Raw genomic sequence first — 15,583 nt, 5'->3', positions numbered from 1 at the left:
TTCTGACCTGTGTATAGTGGAGTAATCAACTATGGAGAGCGAGGACTATTGTATGAATCCAAAACCGAATATAGTTAATCTCCCTGTCTACAAACCAGGGAAACCTATAGACGAAGTCAAGAAGGAGCTTGGCTTAAGTGAGGTTATTAAGCTTGCATCCAATGAGAACCCGTATGGAGCTTCACCGAGTGCAAAAGAAGCAATTCTAGCAGAACTTGAGAATCTTTATCTTTATCCGGACGGCTCAGCCGTTGAATTGACTTCAGCACTTTCCAGCCGTCTTGGCGTGAATAACGACAATATTATTTTTGGCTGTGGCTCAGATGAGATTATTGCACTTATTGCTCGTGCCTTTTTCTTACCGGGTGATGAGACAATCATGGCGGACCAAACCTTCTCCGTGTATAAGAGTAACGCAGACATCGAAAGTGCGGTATCTATTGAGGTGCCACTTGTAAAAGGTACACATGATCTGGATGGGATGCTGGCCCGTATAACGGACCGCACTAAGGTTATCTGGATCTGTAATCCGAATAACCCAACAGGTACGATTGTTCCAGAGGAAGCTTTGGTTTCTTTCCTGGATGCTGTGCCTTCCAATGTAATGGTTGTCCTTGATGAGGCATACTGTGAGTATGTAACAGATCTTTCATACTCCAATGGTATCCAGTTACTGACTCGTTACAAGAATCTGGTTGTGCTTCGCACATTCTCCAAAATTTATGGCTTAGCTGCATTGCGTATTGGATACGGTGTTGCGAGTCCTGAGATCATTTCGTTGATCAACAAGGTACGTGAGCCTTTTAATACCTCACGACTTGCTCAAGCTGCAGCTCTTGCTGCTTTGAATGATCAAGATTACGTACAGGAATGCCGTCGTCTTAATAGCGCGGGTATTGTCCAATTGCAAGGTGAATTCAAACGTCTGGGTCTAGAATCCTTCCCGGCACACGGGAACTTCATCATGGTAGATGTTCGTAAGCCTGCTACAGAGGTCTTTGATGCTTTGATGCGTAAAGGAATCATCGTAAGAGCGGGTCATCAGGTTTATCCGACTTATATTCGGGTTACTGTAGGCTCGGCTGAGCAGAATACAGCTTTTATCACCGCGCTGGAACAAACTCTTATAGAGAGTGGAGTACGCGCTTAGTAATAACAGCAAGTCAAGACTAAAGAAGGCAGGTAGTTCAAAGAACATGACGACAAAAATAGCAATATTCGGTGTCGGTCTGATCGGAGGCTCACTGGCCCTTTGCTTTAAAGGCAAGGAGGGCCTGACCGTCGTTGGCCATGCCCACCGTCCTGAATCCGCGAGTAAGTATATTAGCAGAGGTGTGGTCGATAGTGCCACATTGTCTGTGGAGGAAGCGGCAATCGATGCCGATTTCATTTTTTTATGTGTGCCGGTGGGTATGCTAGAGGATTATTTGCAGCAGTTAAGCAAATTGCCGCTCAAGCCCGGCTGCATCATTACAGATGTTGGAAGTACGAAAGCTAGTATTGCCGCATGCGCGGTCTCTTTGGATATTCCTGGAGTACATTTTATCGGCGGTCACCCTATGGCAGGATCAGAGCGTTCAGGTGTTGAGGCAGCTTCATCGCTGTTGTTTGAGAATGCCTATTACGTATTAACGCCTCCACCGGGAGTGCCAGACGAGGCTTATCATGCGTTGGAGTCCTTACTCCACCTTACTAGAGCGCAGATTGTACGCCTTAATCCAGAACGTCATGATGAGATTGTAGGCGCCATTAGTCATTTGCCACATATTATTGCCGTTGCGCTGGTAAATCAGATTAAAGCTTATGATGATACTGACTCCTTGTTTAGTACGTTAGCTGCAGGGGGCTTTCGGGATATTACAAGAATTGCGTCCAGTGATCCAATTATTTGGCGTGATATCTTGTTAAACAATCGTTCAGTGATGCTTCGATTGTTGAAGGATTGGAACGAGGAAGTTTCTTCTTTTGTTCGTTTGCTGGAAAATGAAGATGGTGTAGGGATTGAAGAGGCATTTCATGAAGCCAATGGCTTCCGTAGTCAATTGCCTGAACGGCGTAAAGGTATGATAGCACCTTTATTTGACCTACATATTGATGTACCGGATCATCCGGGGATTATCGGTCGTATTGCTACAGAGCTGGGGGATCAAGGAATTAACCTTAGCAACGTACAAATTATCGAAAGCCGTGAAGATGTGCCGGGGATTATGCGTCTCTCTTTCCGTCAGGAGAACGATATGGAGCGGGCGAAGATCCTGTTGCAGCATCATGATTATACGGTATACGTGTAGTATTAAGGTTAGTTCGGGTTCATTTTTAAATCATAAAAAACAGTAAAATAGCGATTCTCATGTGAATAGAGAATCGCTATTTTTTTGTTTTTTGGGTTATTGGTTGCTTATTTCAACATGCCGTCAGTATCGTCATCGGCATCGGTACCACCATAAGTACCAGTATAAGTACCAGTATAAGTACCAGTATAAGTACCACCTAGTACTTACGGACCCTAATGACGTTATTTGCTCGTTTTTTGCCTTTGAAGCAGTCTTTCGGACTCCACAGACGCTATTTCACATAAAGAGGCTTATATTGGGTGTTTTTCGTGCCAATAGCTACTATGCGGTCCGTTAGCATCCCAAATGTGGATTAATGCTGCGTTTAAGGTCAACTGTGTCCGATAGCGTCTTCGTACAAGCTAAATGTTTTTTGATCAACGAAGCAAAGAAAGGAGTGCCGCAAAATGCTTCCGGATTAATACCCGAAGACTCTAATTTAGGTTTGGTTTGTTGCAACTGTTCCCCAACTCGCTTTCTTCATTTCGATCAGTATTTCTTCCAAGAAATTCTCTGGTACTTGAGTTTGTTTCTTCGTAACTAGCTTGGCTACCTACAAAACGATTTCTTGCTGCTCCTAGACCGACAATAAAGAGTAAGACCGAAGCGCCAAGCAGTATGAATAGTGGCAGGTTCCAACTATTTGTGGTGTCATGCAGATATCCTATAAGGGCAGGACCGATTGCGGCAAGCAGATATCCGATCGATTGCGCCATACCAGACAGTTCCGCTGCTTGATGCGCATTTTTAGTACGCAAACCGAAAAACATCATGGACAAGCTAAAGGCACAGCCTCCACCAATTCCGAGTATGATGATCCACAACAGAATGATGTTGGAGCTTCCGTAAAGCAGTCCGAGCGTTCCCGTCAAAAGCAAAATGGTTGTAATGAACACTAACGAACGTTGATTTGACATTCGCCCTGCAATAACGGGGACAATAAAGGTAAATGGAAGCAGTGCTAACTGCATTATTGAGAGGTACCATCCTGATTGGCTTGAGTCAATGCCTTGCTGTTTTAAAATTTCAGGCAACCATGCGATCAGCACATAGAAAATCATAGACTGCATCCCCATAAACAAGGTTACTTGCCAGGCAAGAGGGGAACGCCAAACATTCACATCATTGCCGGTCATCTGTTGACTCGTCGAGGCTGTTTGCTTCGTACGCTTCCTTAATTGAGGCAACCAGCAGAGGATCGATACAAAGCTTAGGATCCCCCAAATTCCCAATGCACCCTGCCATTTTAAACCTGCGTTTGCAGCTAGCGGTACACTGATTCCCGAGGCGATCGCTCCAGATAAACTCATTGAAATTGCAAATACACCAGTCATGGCACCGATTTTATTAGGGAAATCACGTTTGATTAAACTTGGCATTAATACATTACAAACGGCAATTGCAAATCCAAGAATTGCAGTTCCAATATACAGATTTGCAGCCCCAGATAAAGAACGTATTACAATTCCAACAGTCAAAAAGATCAGGGCAAACAAAATTAAAAGTTCAACTCCATACCTACGTCCTAGTTTTGGTACTAGAGGCGATAATAAAGCAAAGGTAAGTAAAGGTACCGTTGTGATCAAGCCTGCTAAAGTATTGGAAATATGAACGTCATCCCTTATGAGACCCACTAAAGGACCGACCGAGGTTAAGGGAGCACGTAAATTTGCGGCAATAATAATAATGCCGAGTAGTAGCAGCCCTAAAGATGATGGTACGAATTTTTTATTCGGCATTCTTCATTTTCCCTCCCAGAATTAATGCGTACTAATATCCGCGCGGACAATGAAAGTATAGTATAGTATATTAAATTTAACAATAAGTATTTTAAAGTTTACTTTATTGAGATAGTTCTATAACTTGAAATGCTTATATTAGATAAAAAAATACAACTCAGAGTTTCCATTTAGAATGGAATACTGAGTTGCATGTAATAGGTGAAATTTTCGACTTTTAGAAACCATATTTTAAGGAGATATGGAGCACTGTTTCGCTATTCGTATGATTGGTATAAGAGTGAGGGCGATCTGCACGAAAACTGATCGTATCATATTGATTTAATGTGTACATTTCTCCATCGACTCGTATTTCAATGGAACCAGTCATTACTGTCGCAATTTCAGTTGTATTCACATGATGACCTTCAGGGTGATACGAACTATTTGGCTGTAAGTAAGCCCGACACATTTCAATATCGTTGCTTACGTTTTTAAAGACGGGTTCTATGATCCAATTCTTTTGATCATTAGAAAACCGGAGACCTTCGCCTGCTCGATACAAACTAACAGGGTCTTCAGATTTGAACAAAGCTAATAGGGGCAAAGATATGCCTTTTGAAATTTTCCATATTATCGCCAAAGTTGGATTTGTCTCGCCACGTTCGATATTCCCCAGAGTAAGTTTACTTACGCCCGTTAATTCCGCTAAGTCGTCTAAGCTCATGTTTTTTTCTTTTCTGTACTTTTTCAAGGCACCGCCGATTTGTAGTACCAGTTGTTTTGATTCATCGATTTCATCCATTTCAAATTCACCTCAACAAATAACTTTATAGCTAGTATATTGTTTATCCTGACTCTTTTCCATACGATTAGGATTAGAGGGTGGATTACACACGCAGCTATGCAAATGACGTCTATGTAACGAACCTGCCCGTAGGCTTATCACCTTCCCCGGTTTAATCCTTTATTTTTGCAAAAGGAGGAATACCAATGGGGTGAGCGCAGAGGAGTCTATATTTGTAGGTGATCATCCAATGAATGACGTACAAGCGAGCCGTAACGCAGGGCTGCAAGCCATTGGGAAACGTAATGAGCAGATATCTCTTCAAGTGGACGTAGACGGGGTAATAGATGATTGTGGGGATTTGTGGAAGCTAATTCGCTCGCTATATTAAAAATAATCTAATATAGATCATCTAAAAAAAAGGTAGAGCGCTTTCAGGACAAAAAAAGACCGCTTACAAAGTAAGCGGCTACAGTTCACAATAAATTGGAACCGTTAAGTATTGGATAGGAGTGGAGAGAAACCATACTGTACTTTTATTATATGTATACGTTTACATTTTGTCAACAGTTTTTAAAAATTGATAAATGTGTTATTTTTAAAGCCGGATTCTAAGTCAGAAATCCAATGTCGGGTCTTGCTGGCGAGTCGACCTATCTAAAGTCTATTAATGTCATCCTATGAGAATATGTGGTACAATAGAGCAGGTATGTTTCTAGATTCGTTTCTATATTTATGTAAAATTAGAAGTATGCCTTATTTCTTTTTGTCTTCTTCATATACATCATGCCTTAATTATCGGGTAGTTGAATATACATAGGTGTATTTCATAAAAAAACTAAAAATTTGCAGTAACACCGCAACTTTTAAAGCCCAAACCGGTATAATAAGTACGGACCGGATGGGAAAAGACGTGCAAGGGCGAGGAGGGCCAATCTCACCATGACGGATTCCCAGTTGATCCAGCAAATCAAACAAGGAAACACGGAATTATATTCAGAATTAATGCGTCGCTATCAACGTAAAATACTAGCATTTGTATATCATATGCTTAGAAATTCACATATGGAGCTTATCGCAGAGGACCTTTGTTCGGAGACCTTCTACAAGGCATTTCGTAGCTTGCATTCCTTTCGAGAGGTAGATGCTTCATTCTCAACATGGCTGTACACTATCGCCCGCAACACTGTTCTAAGTGAGCTTCGCAAGAACCGTGCCGGTAATGTATCTCTGGAAGAGAGTGGATATACACCAGTAGCACCGTTTGAAGTTGCACCCGAGCAGGCTGCATTGCGCAATGAACGGATGAATTTGGTCCGTGAGGCGATAAATAATCTTCCCGAAAAACAACGCTCTGCACTTATCCTACGTGAATATGATCAAATGGACTATCAAGAAATCGCAGAAATTTTAGATCAGAGTGTAAGCTCAGTGAAATCATTATTGTTTCGTGCCAGGAGTAGTGTGAAGCTTCAACTCGAATCCTATTTCAATGAGCCTGAAGTTGAAGAGCAGGTTGAGAGGGTGTAAGGCGAATGAATTGCAGGGAAGCGCAAGAATGTATTCCGCTCTTGTGGGACGCTCCCCCCACACATCCTAGGCGGATTTTACTTGAAAGACATATTGAAACTTGTCCTTACTGCGCTGCAGAATGGGCTCTATGGCAAGAGAGCAGCCTGCTTATGCAAGATTTGAGGGAAGAGATCAGTGAAGAGCGTGCTGAAGCCATAAATGTTAAGGTCATGGAGCGGATTTATTTAGAGAGTCCATGGTTGATGCCCGGTGACGGGAAATCTGCTGGGACCTCTGCTATTGTTCGCCATCGGCTTAGCTTATGGATCGCATGCTTTCTGGCAATATTTCTGTCCAGCGTTCTTTATTTTACGATGTTCAGAACTCCAGGTGATGCAGTTGTTGCTCAGAGTGGAATTGTGGAGACAGGTGTCGCTGGATCCTCGATGGAATGGCAATCAACGTATCCAATTTTGGGCTCTGAAGGTGGGATCATTGAACCCCTTGTAGTAAGTATGGGACCCACTCATCCTCAATACTGGATGATGTTATCAATGTTAGGTGTAGGCTTTGCAGTATTTTCATTAACTAGGCTGAATCGTTATCGCCGATCATAGAGGGTTATTAGACGTATGTCTTTGCTTCCGTTGTTTATAATATTCAGAACATTGAATGAGTCCCTTTACTTAATGTAATGAGGGGCTTTTTGCATTGTAAAACTCATAAAAAGAAGACTTTTTATTTCATCCATGTTACATTAAGAGACAAATACTTTGCTGAAAAGGGGGAGGCAACATGCTAATCGGCTTGATACGCCATGGATTGACGGACTGGAACGCGATAGGGAAAATACAGGGACAAAGTGATATTCCACTTAATGATGAAGGACGGATGCAAGCTGCAATGCTTGCTGACCGCTTATTACAGGAACCGTACAGCTGGGACTGCTGCGTTACTAGTAATCTTTCCCGCGCTGCTGAGACCGGTAAGATTATTGCTGACAAGTTAGGGATTCCGCTATTAGAACCTGATCAGCGTATCCGGGAACGTGCTTATGGGCAGGTAGAGGGGCTTACTGCCGCAGAACGTGAAGAGAAGTGGGGTAAGGAATGGAGCCAGCTCTCCCTCGGTCAAGAAACCGACGAACAGCTTCAGGCGCGGGCTCTTGCTTTTATGGAAGATATTTCTGCATTGCATCCCAATCGGAATATACTCGTCATATCCCATGGAGGATTTCTTGCTCAGCTGTATACTGCTCTTTACAAGGATAAGTATTCTGAACGAATTGGCAATCTATCCTTGACGATTCTGGAGAAGAAAGAGCGGGAATGGAACCCTATTTTATATAATTGTACTCGCCATATCCTGCAAAATCAGCATTAACCCGGGCTTCGGGTTATTTTTTTTGCAATAAAGGGAATAAAATAGGCAGTATTCCCCATAATGGTAGTAAAACGGTGAGGCGATAAAACATGAATCTGGCGGATATGCTTACTTATGCAGATATTGGACAGCTGACCGCCATAGCGGGCCGCTACCGGTGTGAATGCAAACAGAATTCCAAACACGACTTGATCCAAAGTATTTTGATTATGCTTGGAAGCAGAAGTTTTATGGAGTCTCATATCCGGGAATGCGCTCCGGAGGATTTAAGGTTTTTAAATACATTGCTTTTTGATGAACGCACCTACTTTAGTCTTGAGGATTTGTTGGCTGTGGCAAGGCAAGCGTCTTTTAATGCACCTGAAGGAAAAACTGGAGGTTTCCGGGAGATGGTCTCTCGCTTCAAGAGTGGAGGCTGGCTCTTTAGTGGTTCCTCACAGCAGACCAGATATTTGTACCAGGTACCCAAAGATTTAAAAGAGCGTTTTCGGGAGACGATGAGTGCGCATATCAAAGAGAGCATCGCAACTAGCCCTGAACCTGTGATGTATCGCAGTGAAGGAGAATTAATGATCAGTGATCTGGTAATGCTGCTGAGATATATTAAGGACAATGAGCCAGAACTGAATCAGGAAGGGGCAATGTATAGGCGTTATCAGCAAGGTGTGATGAACGCGCTTCATATTCCGGAGGAGCTTCTTAGCAAAGGCGGTTGGAGGTTTGGTTATGGGAGAGCTTGTGAGCATTATCCTCCAAGATTTGCGCTTTTGTATGACTATATTCGTCACCGCCGCTGGATCTCTGAGGAAGGCTTCCGGCTAAGGCTTACTGCGACCGGTGAGGCTGTGTTAAACGATGGAAAATGTGATTCGTTGATGCAGATATTCTCTTTTTGGTTAAGACTATATAAAGGGGCTGTGCCAAATCTACCTTCACTTGTGTATTGGATAAGCATCAGCGCCGGTAATTGGGTGACAGTACCTTCTTTAGTGGATGGTGTGGGGTGGCTAATTAAACCGTTTTATTATGACAGTGCTGCTTCTATTCTAGAGCAACGTATAATACGGATGATGGTGCACCTAGGGATGCTTAAATTGGGCGAGACTTCTGGTGGACTCGCTGTGATGATGACGCCATGGGGGATAGAGACAGCCGTGCCTAAGTATCTTCGGTAGAGGTGCGTGTGCGAAATGCTTATGGGGATTACATACGCAGATGTAGGAATCCGTTATTGTTGCTGATGGGTACAATAGAGGAAGTATTGAGCGGAATGGGCAAATATGTAGAACGAAGACAGGATTGATGAATATGCTTTAGTAGGTGCCGATTCTCTTGAAACCGAAAACATAATCATCTTGATGGATATCAAAATATCAAATAACAAGAAAAAAGGATCTCTTAAACAGCGGAGGTGTATCGAATGGACAAAATGAAGGCTACGTATGAAGTGATGCTAGGACTTGCGGCAGAAATGGTGTGGGATGAAGCGCTGCGAAAGCGTCGCTCCGACATCTTGCACCGTGAGATTGACACGGCGCTGGCTACCGGAGATGAGATGGCTTTCCGAAATCTTACTGAGGAACTTAAAAGTTTGGCATAAAGAAATGCGCTTAGCGCATTTCTTTTTTTGCTTATAATCTACTCAATTTGCTTAATCGAACGAAAATATAAAATCTAAATCTGGACGTTCCTCCTCCTCCTTCAATATAATGGGTTCTATAACTTCAGGAAGCTTTGCGAAAGAACGGAAAAATTAACAATTATACATAGGGAGATGAATGGGAATGAAATTCAGCGATTTTGAGGTGGACACTTGGGAAGAAAATCAAAAATTCTATGATACATGTCTCATACCTTTTACAGGATTAAGTGGACTTGAGAGTCCTCCTGAGACCGTTCAGGCACTCGAAAGATTACGTAATTTCATGGATATGGTGGAAATACCGTTCAAGGGGCGGATCGTGACTTACCCAGCCATTCAGTACGCTGGAGAGGGCTATGTGAATTTAATTAATGAGATTTGCCAAAAAGTCAAATCCAGTGGTTTCCAGCATGTAGTGGTGTTGACAGCGGATGTACCTCTCCAAGAAAGCCAAATCTATGAAAGCGATTTAGTTCTCTCTCTGCCTATCATTGAGGCTTCTCAAGAAGGGAGGAATAACAGTGAAATTAGTATGAAAATTCAAGACATGTGGCGGGGATGAACTCCTTATAAATGTGACAGAAAATCAACAATTATAGGTTGAAACCGCTTTTTAGCCTGTCACAAATTAGACAATATTCTTGACGGGTTTTGGAGCCTAAGCTATTATTAGGTTGAATCCAAATGGTATGTGATGTATTTCATTGAAAAGATTTGAAAACGGATTATTTATATTGAGACATCTCTGATCGGACACCACAGATACTTTCTTATATCTTGAGAAGGGGGTTATATAACAGTATGAGCAGCCATAATGAACAACAGGAGACATGGCCTGAACAACCACCCAGCCGTAAAGAGATGTCGCGCAGGCAATTTTTGACCTACACGCTTGGTGGCGCCACTGCTTTTATGGGGGCGGGTACAATTCTCCCCATGGTCCGTTTTGTCGTGGATCCGATATTACATAAGAAGGGTGCTGGAGATTTTATCAAGGTTGCTGAGATAAGCAAAATCACCGAAGAGCCCCAGGAATTTACTTTTGAATTGAAACAGAAGGACGGATGGTACGACAGTACAGCGACACTCACTGCGTGGATCCGGAAAGACGCGAAGGGTGATATTTATGCGCTTTCACCGATTTGTAAACATTTGGGATGTACGGTCGGGTGGAACAACGATAAAGCTCATCCGGACGAATATCACTGCCCTTGCCATGGTGCACGTTATACAAAGCTTGGCAAAAATCTCGAAGTTGCTCCTAAGCCGCTTGACCAGTATAAAACGAAATTCGATAACGGGTGGGTGCTTTTGGGAGACATTGTGCCAAATACAGTAGCTCGTGAGGAGGCGTAGTTCTGATGTTTAAAAATGTCTATAACTGGATTGACGAACGTCTGGATGTTACGCCGATTTGGAGAGACGTGGCCGATCACGAGGTTCCTGAGCATGTTAATCCGGCCCATCATTTCTCTGCGTTCGTGTATTGCTTTGGCGGACTGACCTTTTTTATTACAGTCATACAGATTTTATCAGGTATGTTCTTAACGATGTATTATGTTCCGGACATTATTAATGCTTATGCTAGTGTTGAGTATTTGCAGACAAGTGTTGCATTTGGACAGATTGTCCGCGGGATGCATCACTGGGGCGCAAGTCTAGTAATTGTTATGATGTTCCTTCATACAATGCGCGTCTTCTTTACAGGCTCTTACAAAGCGCCGCGCGAGATGAACTGGGTAGTTGGAATGCTGATTTTCTTCGTAATGTTGGGACTTGGTTTAACAGGTTACTTGTTGCCTTGGGATAATAAAGCTTATTTCGCAACAAAGGTAACTCTTGAAATAGCCAATTCTGTTCCAGTGATGGGGCCGGTGCTGAAGGAACTGATGCAAGGTGGAACGATTGTTGGTGCCGAAACCTTAACTCGTTTTTTCGCATTACATGTATTCTTCCTCCCAGCGGTGCTTCTTAGTCTGCTCGTAGGACACTTTATTATGATCCGCAGACAAGGGATTTCCGGACCGTTGTAAGTTAATCTGAGAGAGGAGGAATACGGATGGCGCATGGAAACAATTCTAAGGAAAAGGTTGTATATGTCGGTGATTCCAGAGTTCGCAGAGGGAACGGATTTATCACACCTCCGGACTACACGGCTTACCCCGGCAAATCGGAAGCCTTTATCCCTAACTTTCTACTGAAGGAATGGATGGTCGGAGTCGTTGTACTTGTAGGAATATTAGTCCTTACTATTTCAGAGCCAGCTCCGCTAGGGTTTCCAGCAAATGCTAGTGCTACGGTTATCCCGATTCCTGACTGGTATTTCTTGTTCCTCTATCAGTATTTGAAGCTCCCATATGCTTCGGGCGATTATATCGTTCTGGGTACACTAGGAGTTACTGGTGTAGCTTTTGGTTCACTTCTGTTGGCTCCTTTTCTGGATACGGGTAGAGAGCGTCGCTTTTACCGTAGGCCGATTGCTTCATCTTTAATGTTCTTGTCACTTGCAGCAATTGTTTATTTGACCAATACAGCCTGGACTGAATACAAACATGAAATGGCTGAAACGGGTCAGATTCCTGAAGATGTTCAAAGGGAAGAAAAGGCGGCGGAGAACAGGGCAAAGGGTCTTCCGACCTCCAGTGCCGTTAAGCCAAAAGAAGTAGCGATTGTGGACAAGGATGATCCTGCTATGGGGCTCTTCAAGCAAGCCACTTGTATCTCCTGTCACGCAGCGGATTTGAAAGGGGCGGGCGGACCTTCACTTCGTGGAGTTGGAGACACTCATGACAAAGAAGCAATCCTTACTATTATAAAAGAGGGTCAAGGGCAGATGCCGAAAATGTACGATACCGCCTTGGGAGCAGGTCTATCAGAAGCGGATATTGATACATTGGCCGGCTGGCTTGCCAAACAAAAAAGCGAACAGTAAAATAATGATAACGCAACCTGATCGTGCATGCGGTCAGGTTTTTGTATGTCTAAATGCAAAGTGCCATTACTTGGGGAGGTTAATAATCTGTATGCCAGTTCATTGGTTTAACAAACTGTTTAAAAACCGGGGAATTATCTGGTTGTTATTTATCGTAAATTTCCTGGGTACAATTTATGGTTACATATGGTATGGCAATCAACTGGAGTTCACTGCGGCTAATTATCCACACTGGCTGCTTCCATTTGTTCCGGATAGTCCAACCGCAAGTTTGTTTTTTACCTTGGCTCTGTTGCTGATGCTCTTTCCTCCAAAAAGCTACACAGGAAACAATGTAAGGGAACTTATTGAGGCTTTGGCGGTCGTTACGTCAGTGAAGTACGGGATATGGGCAGTGAGTATTATTTTTGCCGGGGGTTATCACGGTGATGTTTTGGTTTGGAAAGATTGGATGCTGGTAATCTCCCATACGGGGATGGCAGTTGAAGCATTGATTTATGCAAGGTTTTTTTCTTTCCGCAAAATGATTCCATTAGCCCTGCTTTGGACACTCGCCAACGATATGCTGGATTATTCTTACGGAATCTATCCGTGGTTACCTTCTGTTTTGAACGATTATGTTATACAGGTACAGTACTTTACAATGGCGCTTACGCTGCTTAGTGTTGCAGCTGCTTGGTTGTTTAGTAGAAGACAAAGACCGGTAGAGTCAATCTATCAGTTCAAGAATAGACGTTAGTAAGCAGTTCTATCCCTTGTCCCCCTGCCATACATTTAGAATTATAAGAAGTATAAGTTTTATACTATGCTTTATCCTTATAATTTTACGAGAAACGAATATCGTCTTTAAAAGACGACAACGTCGTTTCTTCTTAAGTAGGAGGGGGATGTCTCATGCTCCGCGGGAGATATTATGTAGTGGTTGTTCTAGTATTCTGCTGGCTGCTGTCCAGTATGGATGTTGTAAAGGCTTCAGCAGCGCTAGGGGATGCTGGTGAAGGGTCTGGCAAAGCTTCGAAGCAAAGCGCCGACGTTAGTTCGGGCAACGGTTTGGCAGTAATGAGCGGAAAGACTGGAGCGCAGCAGCTGGAACAAGCTGCTGAGGCATTGTATGGGAATGTTTTGGAAGGAGATGTAATGAAGGTCCGACAGGAGACCGAAGCGATCTCCAAGATCTTTGTGTCCTCATCCTTTGAAGGAATGACCTCTGTGGAGGGTATTAATGCATTGTCAGGGGTCATTATGGACCTGAAGGCTACCGTGGCAGGCGCGAAAATAAATCCACAGCAATGGGAAGCGGCAGCCGCCAAGCTACGTCTAGCTGCCAACAGTCTTAATCATCCGCGCCAGCCTATTTGGCTTCAGTACTACAAGCTGATTCGTGAGGATCTAAATGCGATGGAGCAAAGTGCGGTTGCGAATGATTTGGCGGGCTGGAAAACAGCTCTGGAAAGACTGCAGGGCAGGTATGATAACATCCGGCCGGCAGTGATTGTCTCCCGCCAGCCTGAAGTTGTGAATGCTTTTGATTCCTGGCTCTCATATGCGGCCGGCATTCCTTCGTCCTCACAAAAGGTTGAACGTGCCCGCCTGCTTGAAATTGTATCTTATGGTCAGGATGCGGTAAGAGTAATGTTCGGAAAAGAGAAGGATGAACCTGCTTTGTCCTTGCCGCTGGCATCGCAAGAATTTGGGATTTGGGGAGGGTTAGCCGCAAGCTTCATTATAGCTGCGTTAGCCTATGTAGCCTATCGCAAGTATCGTGGTCAGAATCAGAATTGGAAGCCGATTCCGTAGGATGAAATTATAAACAGCAAAAAGGAGTGTGGGCTTGAAATGGCCTACACTCCTTTTTATTTAGGTTTCTCGAAAGCCTTCTCCATGTACGTCGTGTACATCACTAATAATTACGAAGGCGCGTGGATCAACGGATTTGACCAGCAGACTTAGCCGGCGGATTTCTTGCCTTGAGACTACACAGTACACCATATATTTGGCTTGCTTGGAATAAGCACCAATGGCAGGGATGAGGGTTACACCACGGTCCATTTCGGCTGTAATCAGATCGGCAATTTGTGGTGCTTCATCACTGATAATTGTAAATGCCTTGGCAGCATAGGCGCCTTCTTGGATAAAATCTATAACTCGTGATGAGATAAAAACTGCGACGAGTGTGTAAAGTATTTTTTCTTTAGGAATGTAGAGGATGGAAGAGCCAATAATAATAATGTCGATGGCCAAAATAATCTGCCCCATGCTCCAACCAAAATTCCGTCCCAGAATTCTTGCGACAATATCTACACCACCTGTTGTACCCCCAAAACGGAATACAAGCCCAAGCCCCGTTCCAAGCGTTACTCCTGCATACAGTGCCGCAAGAATAAAGTCGTGTTCGGTACTGAAGGGGATAATCCATCCCGCAGTAATCATTCGTTCGAAAACCCACAGGAAAAAGGTCAATGCCCCAATCCCTACACCTGTATACACAATTTGCCGCCCGCCTAGAACTTTCCAGCCCAGCAGAAACAAAGGAAGATTGATCAGCAGTGTGGATAAAAAGATGGGAATACTAAAGGCATAATTAAGGAGAAGTGTGATCCCGGTTACGCCGCCTTCCATCAACTGATTAGGAATGATGAAATACAGTAGCCCGAAGGCATATACTGCGGCTCCGAGCAAGATGGGAGCGACTGTCTTGCTGATTGTAATTACCTTTTTTGAATTCATGAAATCCCTCGTTAGGCCTTTTGTAGGCAGTTTTTCTTTTCCTATAATAAGTATACCTTTTCTTGCGTGTGTTAAAATATTCAAAAAAGATTGTCTTCAAAACGTCTTTACGATAACATAGGGGCAAACAGAAGGCAAGATATACAGAGGGGGAGAAGTTACATTTTATGGACAAAAGTCTTGGTGACATACAGCGTGAAGTAGACGCTTATATATCGCAGTTTAAGGAAGGGTACTTCAGTCCACTCTCTATGCTGGCCCGCATGTCCGAGGAAGTCGGAGAACTGGCTAGAGAGGTCAATCATGAGTTCGGCGAGAAGCCTAAGAAGTCTGATGAAGCTGAGAATTCCATTGAACTTGAACTGGGAGATATTCTGTTTATTACCGTTTGTTTTGCAAATTCTCTCGGGATAGACCTGACGGAAGCGCATAATAAGGTAATGCATAAATTTAATACCCGTGATGCGGGACGTTGGACGCCGAAAGACACCGATTAGGCCTCTATAACATATGCTGTACCAAACGAACGGGATTTAGCCGTGAGGATGG

General features: G+C 43.5%; 18 protein-coding genes. 15 read left to right on the top strand and 3 right to left on the bottom strand.

Annotation, left to right across the window (positions count from 1 at the left end; all coding sequences use genetic code 11):
- Nucleotides 1-52 precede the first annotated feature (52 nt).
- On the top strand, nt 53-1,150 hold the full coding sequence (hisC, locus tag NSQ55_RS20455; protein ID WP_076127634.1) for a histidinol-phosphate transaminase: 1,098 nt from the start codon (nt 53-55) through the stop codon (nt 1,148-1,150).
- A 46-nt stretch (nt 1,151-1,196) separates the two neighbouring features.
- On the top strand, nt 1,197-2,291 hold the full coding sequence (locus NSQ55_RS20450; RefSeq protein WP_326047953.1) for a prephenate dehydrogenase: 1,095 nt from the start codon (nt 1,197-1,199) through the stop codon (nt 2,289-2,291).
- Between the two features lie 476 nt (nt 2,292-2,767).
- On the opposite strand, the gene NSQ55_RS20445 is transcribed toward NSQ55_RS20450, so the two are convergent.
- Nucleotides 2,768-4,072, bottom strand: coding sequence for an MFS transporter (locus NSQ55_RS20445; RefSeq protein ID WP_339168860.1), 1,305 nt, complete (start codon nt 4,070-4,072; stop codon nt 2,768-2,770).
- A gap of 217 nt (nt 4,073-4,289) precedes the next feature.
- Entirely contained in the window at nt 4,290-4,856 is a 567-nt protein-coding gene (locus NSQ55_RS20440; RefSeq protein WP_038572428.1) for an XRE family transcriptional regulator, read from the bottom strand.
- A 193-nt stretch (nt 4,857-5,049) separates the two neighbouring features.
- On the opposite strand from NSQ55_RS20440, the gene NSQ55_RS20435 reads away from it, so the two are divergent.
- The 12 genes from NSQ55_RS20435 to NSQ55_RS20380 all read left to right on the top strand — a co-directional run bounded on the left by NSQ55_RS20435 (nt 5,050) and on the right by NSQ55_RS20380 (nt 14,104).
- Complete coding sequence (locus NSQ55_RS20435; protein WP_076127519.1) at nt 5,050-5,229, top strand: hypothetical protein; 180 nt, start codon at nt 5,050-5,052, stop codon at nt 5,227-5,229.
- A 551-nt stretch (nt 5,230-5,780) separates the two neighbouring features.
- Entirely contained in the window at nt 5,781-6,368 is a 588-nt protein-coding gene (locus NSQ55_RS20430; protein WP_036676255.1) for a sigma-70 family RNA polymerase sigma factor, read from the top strand.
- A gap of 152 nt (nt 6,369-6,520) precedes the next feature.
- Nucleotides 6,521-6,967: a hypothetical protein gene (locus NSQ55_RS20425; RefSeq protein ID WP_051490909.1), complete on the top strand. Its 447-nt coding sequence runs from the start codon at nt 6,521-6,523 to the stop codon at nt 6,965-6,967.
- A 178-nt stretch (nt 6,968-7,145) separates the two neighbouring features.
- The gene (locus tag NSQ55_RS20420) at nt 7,146-7,733 is read left to right on the top strand and encodes a histidine phosphatase family protein (RefSeq protein WP_076127520.1); all 588 of its coding nucleotides are present in this window, start codon (nt 7,146-7,148) and stop codon (nt 7,731-7,733) included.
- Between the two features lie 89 nt (nt 7,734-7,822).
- Nucleotides 7,823-8,908 carry a hypothetical protein gene (locus tag NSQ55_RS20415; RefSeq protein ID WP_339168856.1) on the top strand — a complete coding sequence of 362 codons (1,086 nt, stop codon included), beginning with the start codon at nt 7,823-7,825 and terminating at the stop codon, nt 8,906-8,908.
- Between the two features lie 245 nt (nt 8,909-9,153).
- On the top strand, nt 9,154-9,333 hold the full coding sequence (locus tag NSQ55_RS20410; RefSeq protein WP_036676261.1) for an IDEAL domain-containing protein: 180 nt from the start codon (nt 9,154-9,156) through the stop codon (nt 9,331-9,333).
- 184 nt (nt 9,334-9,517) lie between these two features.
- Nucleotides 9,518-9,937: a DUF2487 family protein gene (locus NSQ55_RS20405; protein ID WP_076127523.1), complete on the top strand. Its 420-nt coding sequence runs from the start codon at nt 9,518-9,520 to the stop codon at nt 9,935-9,937.
- Between the two features lie 239 nt (nt 9,938-10,176).
- Nucleotides 10,177-10,731, top strand: a complete 555-nt coding sequence (locus NSQ55_RS20400) for a ubiquinol-cytochrome c reductase iron-sulfur subunit (RefSeq protein WP_076127525.1) — start codon at nt 10,177-10,179, stop codon at nt 10,729-10,731.
- Between the two features lie 5 nt (nt 10,732-10,736).
- Nucleotides 10,737-11,408 (top strand): cytochrome b6, encoded by a 672-nt coding sequence (locus NSQ55_RS20395; RefSeq protein ID WP_036676266.1) that lies wholly within the window; start codon nt 10,737-10,739, stop codon nt 11,406-11,408.
- A gap of 26 nt (nt 11,409-11,434) precedes the next feature.
- A complete protein-coding gene (locus NSQ55_RS20390; RefSeq protein WP_076134674.1) occupies nt 11,435-12,307 on the top strand; it encodes a menaquinol-cytochrome c reductase cytochrome b/c subunit in 873 nt (290 codons plus the stop codon).
- Between the two features lie 91 nt (nt 12,308-12,398).
- Nucleotides 12,399-13,046 carry a DUF1405 domain-containing protein gene (locus NSQ55_RS20385; protein ID WP_051490910.1) on the top strand — a complete coding sequence of 216 codons (648 nt, stop codon included), beginning with the start codon at nt 12,399-12,401 and terminating at the stop codon, nt 13,044-13,046.
- A 155-nt stretch (nt 13,047-13,201) separates the two neighbouring features.
- Nucleotides 13,202-14,104 (top strand): sporulation protein YpjB, encoded by a 903-nt coding sequence (locus tag NSQ55_RS20380; protein WP_339168851.1) that lies wholly within the window; start codon nt 13,202-13,204, stop codon nt 14,102-14,104.
- 60 nt (nt 14,105-14,164) lie between these two features.
- Here the strand turns inward: NSQ55_RS20380 and NSQ55_RS20375 are convergent, their stop codons facing one another.
- Nucleotides 14,165-15,034: a YitT family protein gene (locus NSQ55_RS20375; RefSeq protein ID WP_076127532.1), complete on the bottom strand. Its 870-nt coding sequence runs from the start codon at nt 15,032-15,034 to the stop codon at nt 14,165-14,167.
- 167 nt (nt 15,035-15,201) lie between these two features.
- Here NSQ55_RS20375 and NSQ55_RS20370 point away from each other — a divergent pair, with 167 nt between their 5' ends.
- Nucleotides 15,202-15,531 (top strand): nucleotide pyrophosphohydrolase, encoded by a 330-nt coding sequence (locus NSQ55_RS20370; protein ID WP_036676271.1) that lies wholly within the window; start codon nt 15,202-15,204, stop codon nt 15,529-15,531.
- The last annotated feature ends 52 nt before the right edge of the window (nt 15,532-15,583 follow it).

It is taken from the genome of Paenibacillus sp. FSL H7-0943 (assembly GCF_037963265.1).
In the GTDB taxonomy this organism is placed as follows: Bacteria; Bacillota; Bacilli; order Paenibacillales; family Paenibacillaceae; genus Paenibacillus_AQ; species Paenibacillus_AQ odorifer.
This window is presented reverse-complemented; position numbering and strand designations above follow the sequence as displayed.